The organism is Aeromonas cavernicola, from assembly GCF_002795305.1.
Classification (GTDB): Bacteria; Pseudomonadota; Gammaproteobacteria; order Enterobacterales; family Aeromonadaceae; genus Aeromonas; species Aeromonas cavernicola.
On sequence record NZ_PGGC01000097.1, the window covers coordinates 22,009 to 45,594 of the forward strand.

14 protein-coding genes and 4 tRNA genes are annotated in these 23,586 nt (G+C 56.9%); 4 read left to right on the top strand and 14 right to left on the bottom strand.

The features are described from left to right. The 5 genes from CUC53_RS11425 to gyrA all read right to left on the bottom strand — a co-directional run bounded on the left by CUC53_RS11425 (position 1) and on the right by gyrA (position 13,321). Positions 1-4,839 carry an NAD-glutamate dehydrogenase gene (locus CUC53_RS11425; protein WP_100294281.1) on the bottom strand — a complete coding sequence of 1,613 codons (4,839 nt, stop codon included), beginning with the start codon at positions 4,837-4,839 and terminating at the stop codon, positions 1-3. Positions 4,840-5,117: 278 nt separating this feature from the next. After that, positions 5,118-5,339 carry a DUF2835 family protein gene (locus tag CUC53_RS11430; protein WP_100294282.1) on the bottom strand — a complete coding sequence of 74 codons (222 nt, stop codon included), beginning with the start codon at positions 5,337-5,339 and terminating at the stop codon, positions 5,118-5,120. 70 nt (positions 5,340-5,409) lie between these two features. Further along, positions 5,410-8,034, bottom strand: a complete 2,625-nt coding sequence (gene pepN, locus CUC53_RS11435; protein WP_100294283.1) for an aminopeptidase N — start codon at positions 8,032-8,034, stop codon at positions 5,410-5,412. Positions 8,035-8,427: 393 nt separating this feature from the next. After that, entirely contained in the window at positions 8,428-10,296 is a 1,869-nt protein-coding gene (locus tag CUC53_RS11440) for a leukocidin family pore-forming toxin (RefSeq protein WP_100294284.1), read from the bottom strand. 286 nt (positions 10,297-10,582) lie between these two features. Next, a complete protein-coding gene (gyrA, locus tag CUC53_RS11445) occupies positions 10,583-13,321 on the bottom strand; it encodes a DNA topoisomerase (ATP-hydrolyzing) subunit A (protein ID WP_100294285.1) in 2,739 nt (912 codons plus the stop codon). A 189-nt stretch (positions 13,322-13,510) separates the two neighbouring features. On the opposite strand from gyrA, the gene ubiG reads away from it, so the two are divergent. The 3 genes from ubiG (at position 13,511) to CUC53_RS11460 (ending at position 15,826) form a co-directional block, all read left to right on the top strand. Next, positions 13,511-14,227, top strand: a complete 717-nt coding sequence (ubiG, locus tag CUC53_RS11450) for a bifunctional 2-polyprenyl-6-hydroxyphenol methylase/3-demethylubiquinol 3-O-methyltransferase UbiG (protein WP_100294286.1) — start codon at positions 13,511-13,513, stop codon at positions 14,225-14,227. 190 nt (positions 14,228-14,417) lie between these two features. Beyond that, positions 14,418-15,362, top strand: coding sequence for a tRNA dihydrouridine(16) synthase DusC (gene dusC, locus CUC53_RS11455; RefSeq protein WP_100294287.1), 945 nt, complete (start codon positions 14,418-14,420; stop codon positions 15,360-15,362). A gap of 95 nt (positions 15,363-15,457) precedes the next feature. Then, positions 15,458-15,826: a TraR/DksA family transcriptional regulator gene (locus CUC53_RS11460; protein WP_100294288.1), complete on the top strand. Its 369-nt coding sequence runs from the start codon at positions 15,458-15,460 to the stop codon at positions 15,824-15,826. Between the two features lie 156 nt (positions 15,827-15,982). Here CUC53_RS11460 and yjjG read toward each other — a convergent pair whose 3' ends face one another. The 8 genes from yjjG to CUC53_RS11500 form a co-directional block, all read right to left on the bottom strand. Beyond that, entirely contained in the window at positions 15,983-16,675 is a 693-nt protein-coding gene (gene yjjG, locus CUC53_RS11465) for a pyrimidine 5'-nucleotidase (protein WP_100294289.1), read from the bottom strand. A 293-nt stretch (positions 16,676-16,968) separates the two neighbouring features. Beyond that, positions 16,969-17,045: transfer RNA gene (locus CUC53_RS11470), tRNA-Met, on the bottom strand. Positions 17,046-17,147: 102 nt separating this feature from the next. After that, positions 17,148-17,224: transfer RNA gene (locus CUC53_RS11475), tRNA-Met, on the bottom strand. 102 nt (positions 17,225-17,326) lie between these two features. After that, positions 17,327-17,403, bottom strand: a tRNA-Met gene (locus CUC53_RS11480). 89 nt (positions 17,404-17,492) lie between these two features. Next, a tRNA-Met gene (locus CUC53_RS11485) sits at positions 17,493-17,569 on the bottom strand. A 283-nt stretch (positions 17,570-17,852) separates the two neighbouring features. After that, positions 17,853-18,572, bottom strand: a complete 720-nt coding sequence (locus CUC53_RS11490) for a hypothetical protein (protein WP_100294290.1) — start codon at positions 18,570-18,572, stop codon at positions 17,853-17,855. Between the two features lie 144 nt (positions 18,573-18,716). After that, positions 18,717-20,366, bottom strand: a complete 1,650-nt coding sequence (locus CUC53_RS11495; RefSeq protein ID WP_100294291.1) for an ATP-dependent endonuclease — start codon at positions 20,364-20,366, stop codon at positions 18,717-18,719. Positions 20,367-20,628: 262 nt separating this feature from the next. Then, the gene (locus CUC53_RS11500) at positions 20,629-21,507 is read right to left on the bottom strand and encodes a helix-turn-helix domain-containing protein (RefSeq protein WP_100294292.1); all 879 of its coding nucleotides are present in this window, start codon (positions 21,505-21,507) and stop codon (positions 20,629-20,631) included. A gap of 176 nt (positions 21,508-21,683) precedes the next feature. On the opposite strand from CUC53_RS11500, the gene CUC53_RS11505 reads away from it, so the two are divergent. Continuing rightward, positions 21,684-22,601 carry a DMT family transporter gene (locus CUC53_RS11505; protein ID WP_100294293.1) on the top strand — a complete coding sequence of 306 codons (918 nt, stop codon included), beginning with the start codon at positions 21,684-21,686 and terminating at the stop codon, positions 22,599-22,601. 197 nt (positions 22,602-22,798) lie between these two features. On the opposite strand, the gene CUC53_RS11510 is transcribed toward CUC53_RS11505, so the two are convergent. Then, positions 22,799-23,575: a TSUP family transporter gene (locus CUC53_RS11510; protein ID WP_100294294.1), complete on the bottom strand. Its 777-nt coding sequence runs from the start codon at positions 23,573-23,575 to the stop codon at positions 22,799-22,801. Positions 23,576-23,586: the final 11 nt, after the last annotated feature.

Consider the following 23,586-nt stretch of genomic DNA (forward strand, 5'->3'; position numbering starts at 1 on the left):
TTAAAGGGGGCGGCAATGTAACTGGAGCAGGTTCAACTCCCGCAGGGCTACCGAAAATTTGGCAAACTCATGGGTACTGCTGGTCTTAAAATCCGCCAGCATATGACGCCAGCGAGATAACAGTTGCTCATGCTCCGCAATCCAATCGGCCAGTATGGTAGCGCATTCACCCTCCCCTTTGTACCCTTCGAGTACCACCGCGGTGAGGCTACGCTGCTGCCAGTCGAGCTCTTCACGAAACGAGGCGCGGGCCATCGCTTGCCAATGGTTACCCACTGGCTGGCCATTGATCTGCTCTAAGAACCAATGCAAATCGAGCTTGACGCCTAATTGGTAGTACACATTGGCAGCCCGCAGCAGATCGGTTTGATGCTGCGCCGCGATTTGCGCCAAATCCAAACTAGAAAAGAGGCTGCTCATGTGGGCCACCTGACGCGCAATGGCACTCGGCACCTGCTTTGCAACCCATGCCGCGACAGCTTGACGATGCTCGGCCACCTCACTCTCATCCATCACCTCGTACAGATGTTGGCTAAGGGTCTCAAAGGCGGGACGGAAAAAGGCAATGTTGTCGCGGATGCTCCAACTGCGCTGACGAGCCCGCAAAAACCAGCGGGTCGCCCGCCGCACGATACGGCGGCTGTAAAACATCAGCGCTAGCTGGGTGCTGGCATCGAGCTGGTTATCGGCCTGTTCCAGCTCACGCCATAAGGTCTCCATGCCGAAGACCTCGCGGGCCATGGCAAAACAGCAAGCGATATCGGCGACCGACGCCCCAGTCTCATCCTGCATTCGGCTGGCAAAGTTAAGCCCCATGTCATTGACCAACATGTTCGCCACGCGGGTAGCAATGATCTCTCCACGCAGGGGATGCTGGGCTAATTGGGCGCCAAATCGGGCTTGTAGCTGGGCGGGGAAACTGGTGACAAGCAAGTTCGCCAAAAACGGCTCGTCGGTGATCTCTGGGCAGTTAAGTTGCTCTTTTAACACCATCTTGCCATAGGCCACCAGCACCGCCAGCTCAGGCCGAGTCAGGCCCTGCCCCGCCGCCATCCGCTCGGCGAGCTCTTCATCAGAGGGGAGGAACTCAAGATTGCGGTCCAGTTTACCTTCCCGTTCAAGCGTTTGGATAAAGCGCTGCTGCTCCTTGAGCTGATCGGGCCCGCCGACACGGGTCACCGAGATCGATTGCGACTGGCGATAGGCGTTGGTGATCACAATGTGTGCAACGTCGTCGGTCATCTCATAGAGCATCTGGTTACGCTGCTTGAGGGTCAGGTCCCCCGCCGCCACCAACTGGTTGAGCAAAATTTTGATGTTGACCTCGTTGTCGGAACAATCCACCCCGCCGACGTTGTCAGTAAAATCGGTGTTGATCCGACCACCTTGGCTGGCATACTCCACCCGCCCTAGCTGGGTAAAACCGAGGTTGCCCCCCTCGCCGACGATCCGTGCTCGCACGTCGCGGCCATTGACCCGCAGCCCGTCATTACTGCGGTCGCCAACGTCGGCATCACTCTCACGAGCGCTTTTGACATAGGTGCCGATCCCCCCGTTCCACAGCAGATCCACATCCAAACAGAGCAGGGCCTTGATCAGCTCGTTGGGTGCCATGCTGGCCTTGTCGCAGCCAAGTAATGCCTGGATCTGGGGCGTCAACGGAATCGATTTTGCCGAGCGCAGGAAGATCCCGCCGCCCGCTGAGATGAGCGTACGGTCATAGTCATCCCAACTTGAGCCTGGCAACTCAAACAGCCGCCGCCGCTCAACAACACTCTTGGCGGCATCGGGATCAGGATCGATAAAAATATGCTGATGGTTGAACGCCCCCACCAACCGAGTGTGTTCGCAGAGCAACATGCCGTTACCAAACACATCGCCCGCCATATCGCCAATACCCACACAGCTAAAATCGGTGGTCTGACAGTTGATGCCCATTTCACGAAAATGGCGTTTCACCGACTCCCAAGCACCACGGGCGGTGATCCCCATTTTTTTATGGTCATAGCCAACTGAACCACCCGAGGCAAACGCATCGCCCAGCCAGTGGCCATATTCAAGGCTGATCTCGTTGGCTATATCGGAGAAGGTCGCGGTGCCCTTGTCGGCAGCAACCACTAGGTAGTAGTCATCCTCGTCGTGACGCACCATGGATTTCGGCGGTATCACCTCACCGCCGATGATGTTATCGGTCACATCGAGCAGGCCACGGATAAACAGGCGGTAGCAGGCCTTCCCCTCCTCCAACACCGTGGTACGAGGCGCCCCCTGCGGCATCTGTTTACAATAGAAGCCGCCCTTGGCGCCGACCGGCACGATCACCGTGTTCTTGACCTGCTGTGCCTTGACCAATCCCAGCACCTCGGTGCGAAAATCCTCTTTACGATCGGACCAGCGCAGGCCACCTCGGGCCACCTTCCCCCAGCGCAGATGGACCCCCTCTACCCGCGGTGAATAGACAAAAATCTCAAATTTCGGCAGCGGCAGCGGCATCTCACTGATCGAGGCGGGGGCCAGCTTGAAGGAAATGTAGGGCTTGATGTTCCCCGCGCTATCTAGCTGGTAGTAGTTAGTGCGTAAGGTGGCATCGATCATCTCCACATAACGGCGGATGATGCGATCGTCATCGAGGTTGGCGACCTGATCGAGCTTGGCGGCCAGCGCCTCGCGCAGCCGAGTGTGGGCCTGTTCATCCTGCAAGCCTGCAGGATTAAGCCGCAGCTCAAACAGGGCAAACAGCTGCTCGGCGATATCCGGGTAACGGGTGAGCACCTCTTCGATATACGCCTGACTGAAGGAGACGCCAGTCTGACGCATGTATTTGGCATACGCACGCAGCACCGAGACTTGACGGCCGGTCAGGCCAGCCCCCAGCACTAAGCGGTTAAAACCGTCATCTTCCAGCTGTTTGTACCACACCGCCGCAAACGCCTGCTGAAAACGCTGCTGGCTCTGTTCAAGGCTAAATGGCTGATCACCATGGAGCAACATGGAAAAATCGAGGACCCAGAACATCTCGTCCGCTGGCGTTCGCACCTGATAGGGCGTCTCACCAATGATCCGCAGTCCCATATTTTCCAACATCGGCAGCACGTCTGAGAGGAAGATGGGCTCGCTGCGATGAAACAGCTTAAGCCGTACCCGCCGGTCGTTTTGCTCCTCCTGCGCGCGGTAAAACAACATGCCAAGCGGCTCGGTTTCACTGAGGTTATCCAGCGCCATGATGTCCGCAACGGCTGCGCTCGGTAACACCTCTTCTTTATAAGCTCGCGGAAACGCCGCACTGAACCGGCGACGCAGGGTATTACCACGGGCTTCGCCATAATGGGAGAGCAGGGCTGCATCGAGTCGGTCATCCCAACTGCGCGCCGCTTCAATCAGGTTGTTTTGCACTTCGTTCACATCCACGTCGACGTTGTTGTTGTTGACCCGCACGATGTAGTGCGTGCGTGCGAGCACCCCTTCGGTGAAGTAGACATTAAACTCCACATCAAAACTGCTGCCGAAATAAGCCTGCAAGATTTGCTGGGTCTTGATCCGCAGCGCCGTGTTGTAACGCTCCTTGGTCACATAGACCATGCAGGAGAAGAAACGGCCATAGAGATCTCGGCGCACGAACAACCGCAGCATGTCCCGCTCCTGCATCTCCAACACCCCAAGACCGGTGGCGAGCAGCTCCTCCTCTTGCGCTTGGATCAGCTCGTCCCGAGGATAGGTTTCCAGCACATTGAGCAGCGCCTTGTAGGCATGGGAGCCCTTCTCATGGCCAGAAGCCGCCATGATCCGCGCCAGTCGATGGCTGATCAGCGGGATCTGGGTCGCGCTGGTGTTATAGATGGAGGAGGCATACAGCCCGATAAAGCGATCTTCCCCCACCACTTTGCCCTCATCGTCAAACCGTTTGATACCGATGTAATCCACATAGGCTGGGCGATGCACCCGTGATTTGCTGTTGGATTTGGTGAGGATCAATAAAGAGCGACTCAGGGCCGCATGACGAGCGCTGGCGGGCATATCCCCCAAGCGCTGCCCCACCTCCTTGATGGAGTTTTTCATCAACCCTAGGCTAGAGCTCGCTTGGGGCAAGATTTCATGATCCCCCCCTATCGCCTGAACGTCATAGCGGCGATAGCCCATCAGGGTAAAATTGTGCGCCGCCACCCACTTGAGAAAGGCCACGCACGAGTCAATCTCGGCTTGGCTGGCCGGATGCTTGCGTTTGGGCAGCTCCGCGATGATCTCGTTCAGACGCGCCAGCATGGGCTGCCAATCCCCCACCGCCAGCGCCACCTCATCGGCCACCGACCTGAGCTCTGTGGTCAGCTCGGCCATCTGCGCCTCGCAGGTCAGGTGATCGATCTCAATCAGGAAGACCGTCTCGACCGATGTTTGTGCGGCGCTGTTTTCAAGACCTAACATCGCGCTGATCTTGCCATCATCCCCCCGCACCAGATGCAACGGTTGGTGCAGCATCATGTGCGCCGTGATGTTCAAGCGCTTGAGCGCCATCCGGATGGAGTCCACCAAGAAAGGGGTGTCTTGCAAAATGATCTCGACAATGGTGTGTGGCGATTGCCAGCCATGGCGAGTCAACTCGGGATTGTAAACGTGAATATACGGCTCGGTGGTAGTGCGTTGATTGAGGGCATTCCACAAGCTCAAGGCGGCGCCGTAAAGATCACTATCATTGCGGTCATGTAAATCAGAACTGGCCATGTTGCCGTAGAACTTGGCCACAAACCCACTGATGAGCGGGGCACTGGCAGGGGGAAGTTTCTGTTGCACAAGCGTGATAACGTTTTCAAGCAGGACGGAGATCGGGGCGTCTTTCAATGCCATGGTGAGCTTCCTTATCGGATGACATTAACCACTGCCACAGCGACCGCCAGCTAAGTGGCTCGCTGAGGCAGTATTGTTGCGAAGTGTAATGGCTTCGATAAGGTAAGGCGAGCAGGGATGCTAATGAGATGTTAAAAAATCGGTAAAGATCCCAGCTTAACGTCTGGTATGTTTTACCAAAAAACAAAAAACCAGACGTTTTCACTACGTTTTTGGCAATAATGCGGATGAATAGCAGCAATATCCCGATCAATATGCAGATAACCGCTCACTGCGGCTTACTTGATGCGCTCAAGACTGACAAAACGGTGATCATCTTGGGTGTTCAAGCGAAAATAGCCATGCACCCCGCTGATGGAGATAAAAGGCCGCAATTTCTCCAGGGCCAGCTCAAGGGTTAACCCTTGCTCACAGCGCACCACCAGCCGCCGGACGTGGCCTTGATACATCAGCATGATCTCCTCGCTAGAAAGCGATAACCGAAAAGTAAACTGCTTCACGTTCACTCCTGATAACAGATGGCTTGCACACGATCGGGTTGGCGAGCGCACTCCCCAACCCGATAATCACTTACTGCGCCAGCGCCTTACTTACCTTCTCAAACAGATCCCGTGCCAGCCCCTCAAGCTTGGCCAGACGGGTCAGCTCGGCGCGGATCAGGGCCTTGCGCGCTCCATCCAGTCGCTTGAACTGGATAAGCGGAGTGATGAGGCGGGATGCCACCTGCGGGTTGACCTCGTTAAGCTCGATCAGCAGATCGGTCAGGAAACGGTAACCGCTGCCATCCACCGCATGGAACTGCACCGGATTGCTCATGGCAAAGCTGCCGGCAAGCGCTCGCAGCCGGTTCGGGTTGCGAATGCTGAAGGTGGGGTGATTCATCGCCTGTTTCACTTCGCTAAGCACATCGGCAGCCGGTTTGCTGCCAATCAGCCGCAGCCAGTTATCCAGCACCAGTCCATCCTTGGCCCACTTGCCCTCAAAATCGGCCAGCAGCGCGGCGCGGCATGGCAGCAAATAGCTGTTGGCCACCTGCAGCGCCGCCAAGGTGTCGGTCATGTTGTCGGCGGCCCGATACTGCTCGCGCACCAGCGCATCGGCATGCTCCGCATTCAGCGCCGCCAGATAGCCGAGTACCACCCCTTTGAGGGCCCGCTTGGCCATATCGGCATGCACCACCTGATAGCCGTCCAGACGCAAGCTCTGATAGGTAGCGACCAGCCGCGCGCCAAAGGCCTCAGCAAGACGGGTGTGGATCGCGTCGCGCACCTGATGAATGGCATCGATATCGGCCACGTCAAACAGCTCAGCCAGCGTGGATTCGCTGGGCAGCGCGAGGATCTCCGCTTTGAGCGCCGGATCGAGTTCACCATCATCCACAATGGCGACGAAGGCTGCCAGCAGGGTTTGGGAGAGCTCGACCCCCTGCCCGCGCTGTACCTGCGCTACCCCTTCAATGACCGCCTTGTTGATCAGCATCTGGGCCGCATCCCAGCGGGCAAACTCGTTGCGGGCAAAGCGCATCAAGAAGGCGAGCGCCTCGTCGCTGTAGTCATAGTGCAACTTGACCGGCGCCGAGAAGTCTCGCAGCAGGGAGGGTATCGGCTTAACCGGCACCTGCTCGAATTCGAAGGTGTGCGCGGCGTCCAACACATTAAGCACGTTGCCAATGGCCTTGCCCTGATATTGCAGCGGGATGGCGGCACCTTGTTGGTCATAGAGCTCGATGTCGAGCGGGATATGCAGCGGCAGTTTCTGTGGCTGATCCTGCGTCGGCGGCGTATGTTGGCGTACGTGGAGGCGATAGATACCGCTGGCGGCATCGTACTCGTCGGTGACGGTGAGTTCCGGCGTGCCGGACTGGCTATACCAGCGGCGGAAACGGGTCAGATCCACCCCGGAAGCCTCCTCCATCGCCTGCACAAAATCATCGCAGGTGGCAGCCGAGCCGTCGTGACGCTCGAAGTAGAAACGCATCCCCGCTTGAAAGGCCGCTTCCCCCAGCAGGGTGTGCATCATCCGGATCACTTCCGAGCCCTTCTCGTAAACGGTAAGGGTGTAGAAGTTGTTCATCTCGATCACCACATCCGGGCGGATCGGGTGCGCCATGGGACCCGCATCTTCGGCAAACTGCGGGCCACGCACCGTACGCACGTTGTTGATGCGGTTGACGCCACGGGAGCCCAGATCGGAGGAAAACTCCTGATCCCGAAACACCGTCAGCCCCTCTTTCAAACTGAGCTGGAACCAATCACGACAGGTGACGCGGTTGCCAGTCCAGTTGTGGAAATATTCGTGGCCGATCACCCGCTCGATACCGTGGTAGTCGCCGTCGGTGGCCGTCGCGGGGTTGGCCAACACGAACTTGGCATTGAAGACATTGAGCCCCTTGTTCTCCATGGCGCCCATGTTGAAAAAATCCACCGCCACGATCATGTAGATGTCGAGATCATACTCAAGACCAAAACGCTGCTCGTCCCAGCGCATCGAGTTGATAAGGCTCTCCATAGCAAAGCCAGCACGGTCGAGGTTGCCCTTGTCGACGAAGATCTCAAGGGCCACCTTGCGCCCGCTTCGGGTCACGTAGTGGCTGCGTTCCACATCGAAATCACCGGCCACCAATGCAAACAGGTAGCTCGGTTTGGGGAACGGGTCCTGCCACTGCACAAAGTGCCGACCGCCGTCCAATGCACCGCTGGCAACCTTGTTGCCATTGGAGAGCAGATAAGGGTATTTGGCCTTGTCGGCAGTGATACGGGTGCTGTAGCGGGCCAATATATCTGGACGGTCCAAATAATAGGTAATACGCCGAAACCCTTCGGCTTCACACTGGGTGCAGTAGGCATCGCCCGATTTATACAGCCCAGAGAGCGCACTGTTCGCAGCAGGATCAAGCTCCGTCACTATGGTGATCACGCACTCTGCCGGCAGGTTAAACAGCGTCAGGTGATGTTCACTGACCTCGTAGCTGTGGTAAGGAAGACCATCTACCGCTAGGCGCTTAAGGATCAGCTGCTCACCATTGAGGATTAATGGCTGCTGGTGCTCCCCTTGGCGACGGACCCTGGTAATGGCGGTCACTTCCGTCATTGGCTCTTGCAATTGCACATCGAGATCGATCGTATCGATAAAATAATCAGGGGCTCGGTAATCTTGGCGGTATTGTGCCGTCATGGTCTCAGGTGTATCGGTCATTATGGTTAGCTTCCGTACTGATTGAAGGCGAAAAAGGCTGTCATACCCGGTATGCAGTGCAAACATCAGCCACGCTGACGACGCATGCGCTGTTGACACCCTATCATGCTGAGCTCACGCCTGTGCAGCCTCAGCAACGGTCGTGGCCGAGCAGGTTGCGGCGGACTGACGTCAACATATCGACCAGTTTACCGCCCTGACGTCTCAGAGCACAGCACAGCACATCCCTTGTCTGTGTTGCCCAGCGTACCCATCGTCATCCGGCAAGCCAAGCACCATGGCCATGCGTGAGGTGTAGCTGAACCAACCAACTGGCTGCCTGACCATGATTGACCAAGAAAAATGCCAGCATTGCGCTGGCATTACTCTCTTCTCTCGGGGCCGTTATTGCTCTTAGTACGTTTGTTGGGCCCGATCTGGCGCGGAGAAGATTCGGGTATAAGAGGTCAACGTCCGCACGCTGACATGACTCGGCTCACCGTTTTCATCGTAAAGCGCCAATGCGCCCGTTTGCTTGTCATGGCCTAGCTGTTGGTGGTTGCGCAGGTTACGTAGCTGATCACTGTTTTGCTGCCACTCCCAACGCTGCCCCAAGCTCTGGCTGCAACGCTGCAGCTGCTCGAGATTGTTACCATCCAGACAGAAGCGGGTATCTTGTGCGCTAACATAGCGGCCATTTTGGTCGTAGATGAACGATTGAGCGACCGAGGTCTCATCACAGGTCACCGCACTGAGCGTGTGTTGGCTATCTGCGCTTAGGCAGCGATTGTCAAAGCTCCCTAATTGCACATTGACCGGCCTGCCCCCTGTAAACACCGGATGATTCCAGTTCACCGTAAATGTTTCTGAGGCGGTGACTCGTCTGCGTTTATCGGCATCATCGAAACCTTGGAACGAGATATGACCACCGAACACATAGTAATGCTTGTAGATCCCAGTATAGAGAGGCCGGATATTGACCGATGAGTCGATGTTAAAGGCTGTGCTGCCCTGCTCATCAGGCGCCGCTTTGTAAATGACATCCAGATTGGGGACGAAACCTTGATAGCTCAGCGGCTTAATGCGGGTGTGATCCACGTTGTATCCCATGCCCCATACGGTCGCCGTCTTACTCGCCAGTAACGATTCCGCCGTGGCGTACTGCTCTCGCACCCAACTAAAACTGACGCGCTGCGCGTTGGGCGCTGAGTGCTCGATCCGATAATCTTGGGTGTTATAGGCAAGCTGACGCTGTTGGCTAAATGTGGCTGACGCTTCTAACTTGGCTTTCGGCCCCTCTTTGCTCACCTCGGCCCCGCCCGTGACACCTATTTGGAAGCCAGAGATTTCCCGATGCTCATAATTACTATTGAGGTTGCCTGGCGTGCTCCTGAGCAAGGTCGCCTTGGTATTGGAAGCTGCAATCGTTAATCGGTAATCTTGGGCAATGGCATCAGTGGCATAATCTTTGGCCCAACCATCAAGCACGAGGTAATCGGCACTATTTTCGACCCAGCCTAGCGTCTCATTGAGCTGGATACCGGCCCCTGCTGACTCTTCATCCAGTGAAATTCTGACGATCTTGGCATCCGGGGTGGCTGCCCCTGTGTTGCCAAACTGCAAGGAGCGCTCCAGCGTTACCCGATACACCAGCGAGATATTGGCCGAGTCACAGAACACCCGGCTACCTCGGTCCCACGTGCGCGAGCGGGGAAAAGTACACTCGGCTGCGCTGATCGGGCGATTCACATTGAGGTAAAAAGCCACGTGCGGTAGACCCGTCTCTCCAGCGGTTGGGCGGGCTTGGGAGTCTTGATATGCGACCAGGCTCTCCGCGCGCGCCATGGTCTGGTAAAAAGCGGGGTCATCCATGCCGCTCAATGGGGTAAACAGCATCTCCCCTTTATAGGCAGAGACCAGCACAACATTCGCATCAAACGAAACACCAGCCAGCTGTTCCATCGCTTTTTTAGCTTGCTGCCGCCGAGATGAGTCGGTCAGCTCGCTAAAATCGATAAGCAAGGTCTCTCCCTTCGTCAGCACCCGTTCGCGCAGTTGGTCACGACTGATGGGCAGGAGATGGGCCTCTTCTCCTGCCACCCACACCTTGGCGTTGAGGTAAGTCACCCCCAGCTCAGAGGGCAAGCTGGCCAACATGGCAATACCTTGAGCGCTACGTTCACCGATGTCTTCGGCATGACCACTGCCTGCTAACAGGGCCAGTGCAAGCAGGCTTAAGTGGGGCACCTGCGTAATATTCTTGCGTGTGTTGGTATGTTTCATTGTTATCTCCAGTGATGAAATTCATGGCGAAATAGAAAATGAATTCGATCGTTTTTGTTGATAACGCAGATTCTTTTGAGGCTCAACCTTTCATGACCATGATCCGCCCTCACCTTCTCTCCCTTGCCAACCCCTTGATGACCAGCTCGCTTGCACTGCCGCCACCCGCGCTATATCTCTATCTCCTAGGCCGTACATGGGTATAACAAGCCATAAAAAAACCCCCGGTGTGACGAGCACAATCCGGGGGTTATAGGCTTAGTGAAACCGCCTCTGTAGCATGGTGTTACTGGTCAGTGGCCTCAGTGCCATCGCTGCCAGTGGCATCTCCTGACAGCTCACCATCAACCAACCCATCATCGGTGTCATCTTCATCGCTTTCAGCGATGCGCTGCAAACCGACCACGGTCTCGTCTTCACCGGTACGGATCAGTCGCACCCCGCCGGTGTTACGGCCAATGACGCTCACCTCGGCAACACGGGTACGCACCAAGGTGCCACCGTTGGTGATCAACATGATCTGATCGCTCTCTTCGACCTGAATCGCATCGATCACCTTGCCGTTACGCTCGTCCACCTTGATGGAGATAACGCCTTGGGTGCCGCGACTCTTGGTCGGGTACTCGGCCAGCGCGGTACGCTTGCCATACCCGTTCTCGGTCGCAGTGAGGATGGCCCCTTCACCACGCGGCACGATAAGGGAAACCACCTTGTCGCCAGCGGCCAGCTTGATACCACGCACCCCAGCGGCAGTACGGCCCATTGGGCGCACACCCTTGAAGGTGCCCTTGCTTTCGGTGCTCTCGCTGCCGTCAGCCTCACCGTTGTCGCTGCCATCATCGTCGTTACCAACATCGTCGTCGGTTTCCACGTCATCGCTGGCATCAGCGCGACCACTGCCTTCCGCGAAGCGAACCACTTTACCCGCATCGGAGAACAGCATGATCTCGTTGCTGCCGTCGGTGATATCCACCCCGATCAGCTCATCACCCTCTTTGAGGTTGATGGCACGGATACCAGAGGAGAGCGGACGGCTGAAATCAGACAGGCTGGTCTTCTTCACGGTCCCGTTGGCGGTGGCGAAGAAGACATACTTCTCGGCATCATATTCCTTCACCGGCAGGATGGCGGTGATGCGCTCACCCTCATCGAGCGGCAATAGGTTGATGATCGGGCGGCCACGGGCACCACGGGACGCTTCCGGCAGCTGATAGACCTTGAGCCAGTAGACCTTGCCGCGGGTGGAGAAGCACAAAATGGTGTCGTGGGTGTTAGCCACCAACAAACGCTCCACAAAGTCCTCTTCCTTGATCCGGGTGGCCGACTTGCCACGGCCACCACGACGCTGCGCCTCGTAATCACTGATCGGCTGATACTTGACATAACCCTGGTGAGACAGAGTGACCACTACGTCTTCTGGGGTGATCAGGTCTTCGATGTTGATCTCAGCACTGGACATGCTGATCTCGGTACGACGCTCATCGCCATATTGATCGCGCACCGCCAGCAGCTCATCGCGGATCACTTCCATCAAGCGCTCTGGGCTCGCCAGAATGAACAGCAGCTCGGCAATTTGATCCAGCAGAGCTTGGTACTCTTCCAGGATCTTCTCGTGCTCAAGGCCAGTCAGCTTATGCAGACGAAGATCCAAAATGGCCTGAGCTTGCTGTTCGGTCAGGAAGTATTGCCCTTCACGAATACCAAACTGTGGCTCTAACCACTCGGGACGAGCCGCGTCGTCGCCCGCTTTTTCCAGCATGGCAGCCACATTACCGAGCTCCCAACCACGGGCGACTAACTTGACTTTGGCATCTGCAGGCGTATCGGAGTGGCGGATCAGCTCGATGATAGGGTCAATGTTAGCCAGCGCGACCGCCAGACCTTCCAAGATGTGCGCCCGATCCCGCGCCTTGCGCAGTTCGAACACCGTCCGGCGGGTCACCACTTCACGGCGGTGCAGCAGGAATGCATCCAAGATGTCCTTAAGGTTCATCACCTTAGGCTGGTTATTATCGAGCGCCACCATGTTGATGCCGAAAGTAGTCTGCATCTGGGTCTGCTTGTAGAGATTGTTAAGTACAATCTCACCAGACTCGCCACGCTTGATCTCGATAACGATGCGCATACCGTCTTTGTCAGACTCATCGCGCAGGGCACTGATGCCCTCGATCTTTTTCTCTTTAACCAGCTCGGCGATCTTCTCGATCAGCCGCGCTTTGTTTACCTGATAGGGAAGCTCATGAACGATGATGGTTTCGCGACTGGTCTTCTCGTCCACTTCCACTTCGGCTTTGGCCCGTACATAAACGGAACCACGACCGGTACGGTATGCCTGCACGATGCCGGAACGACCGTTGATGATGCCGCCAGTGGGGAAATCCGGGCCGGTGATATAGGTCATCAACTCGTCAATAGTGAGCGAGCCATTTTCGATCAGCGCCAGACAGCCATTAACGATTTCGGTGAGGTTGTGCGGCGGAATGTTGGTCGCCATGCCCACGGCGATCCCAGAGGAGCCATTCACCAGTAGGTTCGGCACCTTGGTGGGCATGACCGCCGGGATCATCTCGGTGCCGTCGTAGTTCGGCACCCAATCGACGGTCTCTTTGTCCAGATCGGCCAGCAGCTCGTGGGAGATACGGGCCATCCGCACTTCGGTATAACGCATGGCCGCAGCGCTGTCGCCATCGACCGACCCGAAGTTACCTTGACCATCGACCAACATGTAACGCATGGAGAAATCCTGCGCCATCCGGACAATGGTGTCATACACGGCGCTATCGCCATGGGGGTGATATTTACCGATTACGTCACCGACCACACGGGCCGATTTTTTATAGGGCTTGTTCCAGTCGTTCCCCAACTCGTTCATAGCAAACAGAACGCGGCGGTGAACCGGTTTCAAGCCATCACGCACATCGGGTAGCGCTCGTCCTACGATCACGCTCATGGCGTAATCGAGATAGGAACTTTTGAGCTCTTCTTCGATGTTGATCGGCGTGATCTCTCTGGCCAGATCGCTCATAGAAAGCTTTATCCCTAATTAGTTGTTCTTTGGGCTTAAACAGCGCGCCATGGTAACACAGCAGGGCCGATTTCTTAAGCCACAAATCGGGCTGGCCTGGCAAAGTGGGTTCGTTATAATGCCCGCCAACACCCTTGATGGCGCGTATTCCATCCAGCCTGCGTGCCCTTGTTACAGGATCTTCGAAAAATGAACAGTGATGCGAATGTCGATCTGACCGAGATCGCCAAATTTGAGGCCATCGCCTCCCGCTGGTGGGACATGGAAGGGGAGTTCAAACCCTTGCACCAGATCAATCCAGTGCGTCTTGACTGGATCACCGACCACAGCGGCGGCCTGTTTGGCAAACGGATTGTCGATATTGGCTGCGGCGGCGGTATTTTATCGGAGAGCATGGCTCGCCGTGGCGCCATCGTGACCGGTATCGACATGGGTAAAGAGCCGCTCGGCGTCGCCCGCCTGCACGCGTTGGAACAAGGGGTTGAGCTGGACTATCAGCAGATGACGGCAGAGCAACATGCCGAGCAGGCTGCTGGCCAATATGACATCGTCACCTGTATGGAGATGCTGGAGCACGTGCCGGACCCCGCTTCCGTGTTGCGCGCTATCGCCAACTTGGTTCGCCCGGGCGGCCGAGTGTTTGTCTCGACCATTAACCGCAACCCTAAGTCTTACCTGATGATGATCATCGGCGCCGAGTATTTGCTAAAAATGGTTCCCAAAGGCACCCACAATCACCAGAAATTCATTACCCCAGCCGAGCTGTGCCGGATGGCAGAAAGCGCGGGCTTAGTGGTGCAAGACATGAGTGGCGTGCACTATGCCCCACTGACTAACCGCTTCAAACTCGGCGCCAATGTGGACGTCAATTATATGGTCACCTTTACCCGCCCCGCCCACGACTGACCGCGCCTTATCCCCCTAGGCAACCACCAGTGGCGAGGCCGGCCACTGGTGTGCCCGATAACAGACCAGCCTTGGATGCCGCAGCCGTCGTGTCCCCTGCTCACAGCACGCCACCAGCAGAAGCTGACAGCGTCCCCTATTGCCACTACAATCTGCGCTCTTTTTATCCTCTTGCCGTTCGGAATTGGTTATGCGCGTTGTATTGGCCCCTATGCAGGGAGTGCTGGATCATTTGATGCGAGAGGTGCTGACCTCCATCAACGACTATGACCTGTGTATCAGCGAGTTTATTCGGGTCGTCGATCAACTGTTGCCAGAGAAAGTGTTTTATCGGCTCTGCCCTGAGCTTAAGCAAGGGGGCAAGACCCGAGCAGGCACCCCGGTGCGCGTACAGCTGCTGGGGCAACATCCCGAATGGTTGGCTGAAAATGCCCTACGCGCCATTGAGCTAGGCTCGCCGGGGGTGGATCTGAACTTTGGCTGCCCCGCCCCCACGGTCAACAAGAGCAAAGGGGGCGCGGTGCTGCTCAAAGAACCCGAGACCCTCTATCGCATCGTCAACGCGGTGCGCGAGGCCGTGCCTGCTCATCTCCCCGTCAGCGCTAAAATACGCCTCGGTTATGAGGACAAAGCCCTCTACATGGAGAATGCACACGCCGCTTGGCAAGGCGGTGCCGACGAGCTAGCGGTGCATGCCCGGACCAAGGTCGAAGGCTACAAAGCCCCTGCCCATTGGCAATATGTGGATGATATTCGTCGTGCGCTGCCGATCCCGGTCACGGCGAATGGCGAAATCTGGAACCACGCTGATGCTATCGCCTGTGCCCGGGTGAGCGGCTGTGAGACCCTGATGGTGGGGCGCGGAGCCCTGTCGTTACCCAATCTGGCCGACGTGATGAAAACCGGCTGTGCTCATCTTGGTTGGGGCGACGTATTGCAACTAATGGTGCGCTATACCGAACAAGATTTAGCCAGCGAGAAAGCCGACTATTATCCCAGTCGTATCAAGCAATGGTTCAGCTACCTCAGGCGAGAATACCCAGCAGCTGACCTCCTCTTTCGTGATATCCGAGTGCTCAAAGAGACTCACCCCATTCGCGATGCCTTGCTACATGCGGCTCAAACTCAGATCTAACCGCTCATTACTTGACACATATCATCCTGATAGACCAGTCACGTCCTTATACTTGCTTGCAAATGGGTCAATAGTAAGGACGCAATGTGAGTGAAATGACGCAAACAAAGTTAGCGGTCTGGCGTGACAACTTGCTAACTGACTGGGCGCATGTCAAGGAGACCCTGGTCAATCAACTGCACGCTTGCCATCAGGATCGATGGGCAAAGCAGATTGCTCTGTGCGAACACGACCAACTGCTAGATCTGATCAGTCAATGGGATCTGCCCACCGTCACGCAAGCGATGGCACGCCTCAAACGTATTGATGCAGCCCTCTGTCAGATGGATCTTGGCCTCTATGGCCTGTGCGCTGATTGCGAAGAGCCCTTAAGCGACGCCCAATTAGCGCAAGACCCAACGGCGCAACGTTGTCCACACTGCGACGCCCGTTATCGCAAAGGGTTCCACGGCCACGAGTTATAAAGAGATCAACCCAAGCCCCAGTTGCCGCCGTCTTGTGACGCCGGCATGGGTGCTCGTATTTGCGGGCTGGTGTTGACGACGGACTGATTTGATGAGGGGGGGCGATAGGATGACGCCCACACAGCCGCTCATCCACTGGGTAGCAGAGGGCCCGAGTCACCCCAGCGGTGATGGCTCACACAGCAGGGCAGCAAGTTCACTAAAGTGGTGAATTTCATGGGTCGCCACGCCATCCGAAGGGACCCGCTTTGGGTTATACCAGCAGGTCGCGATCCCTTGTGCTGCCGCGCCCGCAATGTCGGTGCTGAGGTTGTCCCCCACCATCAATACCCGTGCTGGGGATGGCTGCCCCATCTGCGCCAGTGCGTGCTGAAAAATCGCCGCATCCGGTTTGGTCACCGCCACCTCGTCGGAGACGACCAAGGGATCAAACCACTCATGCCACCCTAACTTCGCCAAGCGTCCTCGCTGAGGTGCACTAAAGCCATTGGTGATAATCCCCATCCGCACCCGTGATCGGATCAACTGTAAGGTGTCGCTGACCCCATCAAGGGGCACACTGAGCGCAATGATCCGTACCAGAAAAGCATCATTGATCGCTTTAGCATCGACCCCAACTTGATCAGCAAACAGTGAAAAACGGGTTTGCTGTAGGGTCAGCGCGTCGATCTCGGCGTTGTTATATTGCTGCCATAGCGCATGGTTGAGTTGATGGTACTGCGCCATCTGGGCATCGGTTGGCTGGATGCCATATTGGCGCAAGGTCTGCTCAAGGGCCATAGCAACCGGAAAATCAAACAGGGTCTCATCCAGATCAAATAACACCCAGTCGTAGCGTTGTTTTTGCACAGGGAGCCTCGCAAATAGTGCCTATTCAGGTAGGTGTGATGGACACCGCCAATGGTGCACAGGCAACCCACGCCCACCTATTGCAGGTCAGGATGTTACACACTCCTCGACCAAGACGACAAACAGAATCTATTGGGCAGAGAATCATGGCCCACTGAGGGACACAGCATCCAGCTGTGGCACCATAACACATTGATTTTTATCTACTCAATGTTAACACGCAGCGATAAAAAATCGATTTATGATGACGCAAATATGGGGAGGTAAAAGGGAGAGAATAATCTGTCAGAGAATGGTTGCGGGGGCCAGATTTGAACTGACGACCTTCGGGTTATGAGCCCGACGAGCTACCGAGCTGCTCCACCCCGCGTCCGAATTGTTACCTGTAAGCCGAGCAGTTGCTTACCGATTATTTATCTCTTTTTATAAGTATTCATGCTTAACAACACGACTTACTTATCACAAGAGTTATTGGTTGCGGGGGCCAGATTTGAACTGACGACCTTCGGGTTATGAGCCCGACGAGCTACCGAGCTGCTCCACCCCGCGTCCGAATTGTTCCCTGTAAGCCGAGCAGTTGCTTACCGGTTATTTATCTCTTGTTATAAGTATTCATGCTTAACAACATGACTTGCTTATTACAAGAGTGATTGGTTGCGGGGGCCAGATTTGAACTGACGACCTTCGGGTTATGAGCCCGACGAGCTACCGAGCTGCTCCACCCCGCGTCCATGTATTCGTGCAAGCCTATCATGCACCTGTACGAATTATCTTTACTATCAAGATGTTAGCCACCTTATTAGCGCTGATACTCAGATGGTTGCGGGGGCCAGATTTGAACTGACGACCTTCGGGTTATGAGCCCGACGAGCTACCGAGCTGCTCCACCCCGCGTCTGAGGAGGCTAATAATAGGGATCAACGCTCAGATTGCAAGAAGATATTTCAAAAAATGCTGCTTTATCGCTTATTAGGGCTACAGATGCAGAATTTTACAGCACAATGATGCCTTTTTAAGCGGCCTTTCCTCTATCCCCTATCAATACCCCCTCAGCACCCAATCATATTCGATGCACCAGCCTCGCCACTGCCATTAATAGGCTCATGATGCTGATAGAGATGGGCTGCACTGCAGGTCAGCAGATGATTGCTCTAGCCTAACAGCCCACGTCGCAGGCTTACGTTAGCTGCTGTAATACGCTGGTCGCCGCGATTTGGGCAATCAGCAAACCACACAGTGAGGTGGAGACCACCACGGGAGCGGTCTCCTTGTGCAGATAGAGCGGGCTAAACCAGAGCAGCAGCGCAGCAATGAGCAAGATGGCTTGGGTCACGACCCCAGGGATCAACACATCAAGCCCCACAAGATGACTCTGCCACACCACCTGCAGCGCCAGCCACAGCAAGCTCACTACCGTGGCTACCAGTGCCGCGACTGGCAACAACAGGTTAAATGCCTGCAAGCGATGACGTGCCCGCAGCAAGATCAGGTGAGCAAATGCCGCGCCGAGGATCACGGCCTGCAAGCTACCGCTGACCCACCCTTGCGTTTGCAATAAGCCGACCACGTAGACCGCCAGCGGTAGCGCGGGGAGCCAGAGTAGGTGAACAGAGAGGGCCCGCTTGCCTGCCAATCGGGATTGAATAAGCGACAGGCTAATCCCCAAGATCAGGGCCGCTGTAGCACACCCGATCAGCCAGTTAGCCGCGTTAGCTTCAATGGCCAGCATCAGAGAGAGCCCGCCAATGACCCAGACCGAGAACAGCCCTGTGGTGATCCGCGCCCGTTGCCCCGGGCAGAGATCGCCCCGCCACAGTACCAGCGCCAGAATCACCAGCGCACCAAACGCCATCAGGCCGGTCAGTGGAAAGAGCCAAAAAGGGAGGTGGGTAAACATGGATGCTCCTGCAGCAAAGGATCAGAGAGGGGGCCAAGACGAGCCCCACGTGATGGCCGAGTATACCCAAACCGGCGACTATCCCAAATGCAGGCGCCTCATTCTCAAAGGTGGCGAGCAAGTATTGATTGGTCAACGCAGAGGCTAGCCTTGGCTGCGGGCCAGCGTCACCACTTGGGCAAACATCTGGCGGATCACAGGTGGAATATGCTCGGCGCCGAGCCGTTCGGCCTCTTCCACTACCGCCAGCGCCATGCCCGGTTTACTGCGCTTATGAATCGCTTTGTTAATGATGTGGCGGGCACTCCACATGGTGCGCCCCCCTACCCCAGCCTCGCGGCGATAGACCTCTTCAAAACCGTGATGGAAGAGATAGTGCTCAATATCCGCAGCTGGGAGTTGGGTCAGGCGATCTTGCTCTCGCTCCCCCTTAAGCTGAGCCTTGGCCGAGGCGGCATACTTGAGCCCCGCCTCGTCACCATCGGTCAGCAGGTGCCACTCGATGCCAAAATCTCGCGCAACCTTGATCAGCGGCGACTGGCCGCACTGGGCAAACTCAATCACCCGTATTCCTTCCGCCCGTAAACTGTAACCGCAGATTTGCGCCAGCTCGGAGAGCAGCCAGATCTCAGTCTCCCCCTCCACCAGTAACCAGCAGCGGGCAAACAGCGACATGGGACGGTTGATCCGCACATGAAAGGCTATTTTGCGCAGATCGTCGCTACTGTAGCGCTCGCCGCCCAGCTGGTGACAGAGGATATCCTGCTGACGGCGCACCAACCGCCGCACCTGATTGAGTGGCAAAGAAGAGAGCAGATCTCCCGAGTTGGTGGTAAGCAGCTTCTGCCCCGGCAGTTGTTCCAGCAGCCCCCACGCTAGCGCCAGCATGGTCGGATGCAGCCGGCTTTCTGGATCTTCGAGGATCATGATGGGGCGGGCCCCCTCCTCCAGCTCGCGGTTGCCCCGCGCCTGCAGCAGGGTAGCGGCCATCCCCGCCATCGCTAGCTGCAACGCGCGATGATCCGCCCCCCGCAGTAATGTTTGCAGATTGCCTGGGTAACGTAAGGTGATCGGGTGATTCACGATGTCACGTTGACTACGTGGTTTGTGTTTGATTGGCGCGAGGGCATTAAAGTAGTGACCCATCAACTGGCGCACGGCCTGCAGTGCCTCATTGAGCTCCGGATCCCCCATGCGCAAGGGGGCGTCAGCGCCGTTATCCACCAGCTTGTCAGCCAGTGCGATCAACTGCTGCTCCCCCAAGGTTCCCCACTGCAAGGGGTCAGCCCGATGCTCGGTACTGCGCGCATCACGCAGACGAAACACTGGATTCATGGTGATGAGCAGCTCCACCAAGTGCGGTACATCGGCAATCGGCAGGCTTTTTCCCAACCCATCAAGAAAATCATGCTGTGTCAGCACCGAGCCATCCGCCCGCCATTCGGCACTGGCACGGTAGTGCAGACGATGGAATTTGTCCTTGTGCAGCACCCACGCGGGGCTGAGCCGGGCCAAACGGCGGGATTGCAGGCAAAGCTGAGGCTGATCTTCACGAAAGGTCAATACCAATTGCAGATGGCGGGCAGGCGCTAATGTGGGGTTTTCTGGTTGGTGGAAATCCGCGACGGTGAACTGATAGGGCTCAGCCTCTTGTCCCAGCAGGCACCACAGGGCGCGCAGTAGGCTCGATTTGCCCCACCTATTCTCGCCGATCAGCACCGTGCTGTGATCTAGCCCCAGCGATAACCGATTAATACCGCGAAAACCGTTGACTTCAATCTGTTCCAGAAACATCCAGCCATGTCCACATCATGGTGATGGGGCAATAGTGGCAAAGTTACCGGAAAAATCCTATCGCAGGCGGGACTTTTTCAACGTGAACGTTGAGGCACAACAGGTTCGGGAGGGGTAACAACAGCGGTACGATCTTGGGGAGCATTCCAGTGGCTGAACCAAAGGTGACGGGTACGGATTTGACGTTTGCGATAATTCAATGGGCATTCCTTTCAATGGATAAGTGGTAGAGAGTACACCTCTTTTGGCCAAAGCCTCAGGGTTATCTGTGACAGGAAGATGACAATTGTGCGCGCCACTGTCCCGGCGTCAGACCAAATGCCTCGCGAAAACGGTTGCCAAAATGGGCTTGAGAAGAGAAACCACACTGACTGGCGATGCTGGCCAGCGGCTCAGGGCCAGCCAGCAGCAGCTTGGCCCGTTTGAGCCGCAGCCCAAGCAGATAGCGGTGGGGCGGGCAGCCGAGACTCTGGCCGAACATGCGGGCAAAGTGATACTCGCTCAGCCCCGCCTGCTGGGCCAGCTCTGCCAGCGTGACCGAGTCAGCCAGATGGGCTTGCAGATACTCTTGCACCCGTTTGATCACCACAGGCGCCAGTCCGCCGCGCAGCGGCGGCAAACCGGGAGCCTCCTCGGTGTGGTGGCGGTAGGCGTGGAGGATCAACATCCAAGCACCGTGGGAGAGTGCCAGCCGATCAACCCCGTGCTGCCACTTCAGCTGCATCAGCTGGCGCTGCACCAGCCCGGCCGCCAGCGGATCGTCGATAAAGGTCTTGTCCACCAGTTGCAGGTGGCGCCCCTCCTTGTCACACACCTCCTCAGCGATGCGGGTGAGGTGAGCTGGGGTGAAGTAGAGATGAAAGAAGCGAAACTCTTCGCGTACCAGCCACTCGGATCTGTGGTGATCCGGCATGATGCACACCTTGCCGGTACCGCCGTGGCCACCCGGCCCATCGAGTCGCTCGGTCTGCTCACCTCCTTGCAGATAGACGCTCAGGGTGTGGTGGCCCGGCTTGTGATAGCGGGTCTGGTCATAGCAGTTGCGCCAACTGGCCACCCCGAGCCCGGGTTCAAGCCAGCAGGCGTCCTCCAGCCGGGCGCCGGTGCTGACCAGTGCATCAAATACCCCTGCTGTTTTCATTCGCCACCGCCCCCTGTTCTGGTCATGCGTACGGGTTATCCCGCACTCCATCCATCTTACCGACCGCGCCCGCAGATGACAGCGCGAGGCGATGAAAAACCGCAAGATGGTGCAATCTAGCCACCGTGACTCGCCCCATAGTGGGTTATCTCGCCCTCTCACTCACCGGAACTGTGATGAACCTAATACTCTACCTTGCCACCGTGCTTATCTGGGGCAGCACTTGGATTGCCATTACTTGGCAACTTGGCCCCATCCCCATCGAGGTGTCGGTGCTCTACCGCTTCTTGCTGGCGGCAGTAGCGCTGTTTGCCCTGCTCACTGCCAGCGGCCGCTTTGTGCGCCTCCCATGGCACGGCCAGCGTTATGCAATGCTGCTCGGCGCCCTGCTCTTTTCCACCAACTTTCTCTGCTTCTACCACGCCACCCGTTATATCCCGAGCGGCATGTCGGCGGTGATCTTCGCCAGCGCCAGCATCTTCAACGGCCTCAACCTCTGGCTGTTCGAGCGCAAGCGCCCCACCCTGCGCTGGCTGCAAGGCTCCCTGCTGGGGCTCTTGGGCACCCTGCTGCTGTTTTGGCCGGTGCTGGCAGATGCGCAACTGGGTGCAAATGGCTGGAAGGGGCTGCTGCTCGCCTGCGGCGGCACCCTCTGCTTTTCGCTGGGCAATCTGGTCTCGGCCCGCGGCCAGCGCCACGGCTACCACGTACTGCAACTGGTGCCCTGGGGCATGGTTTACGGCGTGGTGCTGTTGCTAGGCTGGGTCACATTGCTCGGCCAGCAGCTGGTGGTGCCGACCGATGGCTACTATCTGGCGGCCATGGTCTATCTCGCCCTGTTTGGCTCGGTGATAGCCTTTACCGCCTACCTGACGCTGGTGGGGCGCATCGGTGCCAGCAAGGCCTCCTACGCCACCGTGCTCTTTCCGTTGGTGGCGCTTACCCTCTCCACCTTCTATGAAGGCTTTGTCTGGCAGCCGGTCTCGGTGGCCGGGGTGGTGATCAGCCTGATCGGCAATCTGGTGATCTTCGCACCGCCTTTGAAGCGCTGGCGCATTGGCCCATTCAAGGCGACAAACGACACTTGCTCCTGAACCAGCCCCTAAGGTCGCGCTGATCCAATCAGTGACGATTCTGATAGCGATAAGCAAGCGGATTGCCAGGCTGGTGAGCGCTCTGCACCAACACGCCACTACAGCGACGCGTCGCGCTAGCTGTCTCAGCCCACCAGAAATGTTTACGGGACCCAAGGGCCCCGTAAACATCCAATTTTTCGCACACTCGCCGCGACTCAGATCCAAGTAAACAGCTCGGGATACTGGCTCCAAACCAGCTTGGCAGACATCAGCAGAGAGACGGTTACCAGCAGCGGTTTAATGAGCTTGACCCCTTGCTTTAGCACCATTTTGGATCCAAAACGGGCGCCGATAAACTGGCCCAGCGCCATGCAAAAGCCAACGCTCCACACCACCTTGCCACCCAGAGCAAAGAACAGCAGGGAAGCGATGTTGGAGGTGAAGTTGAGCAGCTTGGTGTGGGCAGTGGCACGCGCCATGCCAAAACCCGCCAGCGCCACGAAACCGATGGCAAAAAACGAACCTGTGCCCGGCCCGAAGAAGCCGTCATAAAAGCCGACACCGCCTCCCACCAGCAGCGCAAACAGCATGGGAGTCAGACGGCGGGAACTCTCGGCATCGCTTACCCGTGGCGAGAAGTAGAAGTAGCAGGCAAAGGCCATCAGCAGGAAAGGGAGCAGGCGCTCAAGCATGGCGGCATCGATGGTCTGTACTGCCAGCGTGCCGATGGCCGCGCCGATAAAGGTGCAGATCACCACAGGCCAGATCATCGCCCACTCTAGCAGCCCCCTGCGGGCATAAAACCAAGTGGCAGAGAAGGAGCCGAAACTGCTCTGCAACTTGTTGGTGCCGAGCACCAGCGCCGGCGGCATACCGGTGGCGAGCAGCGCTGGCACCGTCAGCAAACCGCCGCCGCCGGCGATGGCATCAATAAAACCGGCGACAAGGGCCACACCGAACAGGGCAAACAGAGTAACGAGTTCTAATTCCATCCATCAACCTC

Excerpts from the sequence above, each read along its gene's own strand:
- CUC53_RS11425 (WP_100294281.1), bottom strand. The coding sequence starts at position 4,839 with ATGGCATTGAAAGACGCCCCGATCTCCGTCCTGCTTGAAAACGTTATC.
- pepN (WP_100294283.1), bottom strand. The coding sequence starts at position 8,034 with ATGACCGATACACCTGAGACCATGACGGCACAATACCGCCAAGATTAC.
- CUC53_RS11440 (WP_100294284.1), bottom strand. The coding sequence starts at position 10,296 with ATGAAACATACCAACACACGCAAGAATATTACGCAGGTGCCCCACTTA.
- gyrA (WP_100294285.1), bottom strand. The coding sequence starts at position 13,321 with ATGAGCGATCTGGCCAGAGAGATCACGCCGATCAACATCGAAGAAGAG.
- ubiG (WP_100294286.1), top strand. The coding sequence starts at position 13,511 with ATGAACAGTGATGCGAATGTCGATCTGACCGAGATCGCCAAATTTGAG.
- dusC (WP_100294287.1), top strand. The coding sequence starts at position 14,418 with ATGCGCGTTGTATTGGCCCCTATGCAGGGAGTGCTGGATCATTTGATG.
- CUC53_RS11460 (WP_100294288.1), top strand. The coding sequence starts at position 15,458 with ATGACGCAAACAAAGTTAGCGGTCTGGCGTGACAACTTGCTAACTGAC.
- CUC53_RS11490 (WP_100294290.1), bottom strand. The coding sequence starts at position 18,572 with ATGTTTACCCACCTCCCTTTTTGGCTCTTTCCACTGACCGGCCTGATG.
- CUC53_RS11495 (WP_100294291.1), bottom strand. The coding sequence starts at position 20,366 with ATGTTTCTGGAACAGATTGAAGTCAACGGTTTTCGCGGTATTAATCGG.
- CUC53_RS11500 (WP_100294292.1), bottom strand. The coding sequence starts at position 21,507 with ATGAAAACAGCAGGGGTATTTGATGCACTGGTCAGCACCGGCGCCCGG.
- CUC53_RS11505 (WP_100294293.1), top strand. The coding sequence starts at position 21,684 with ATGAACCTAATACTCTACCTTGCCACCGTGCTTATCTGGGGCAGCACT.
- CUC53_RS11510 (WP_100294294.1), bottom strand. The coding sequence starts at position 23,575 with ATGGAATTAGAACTCGTTACTCTGTTTGCCCTGTTCGGTGTGGCCCTT.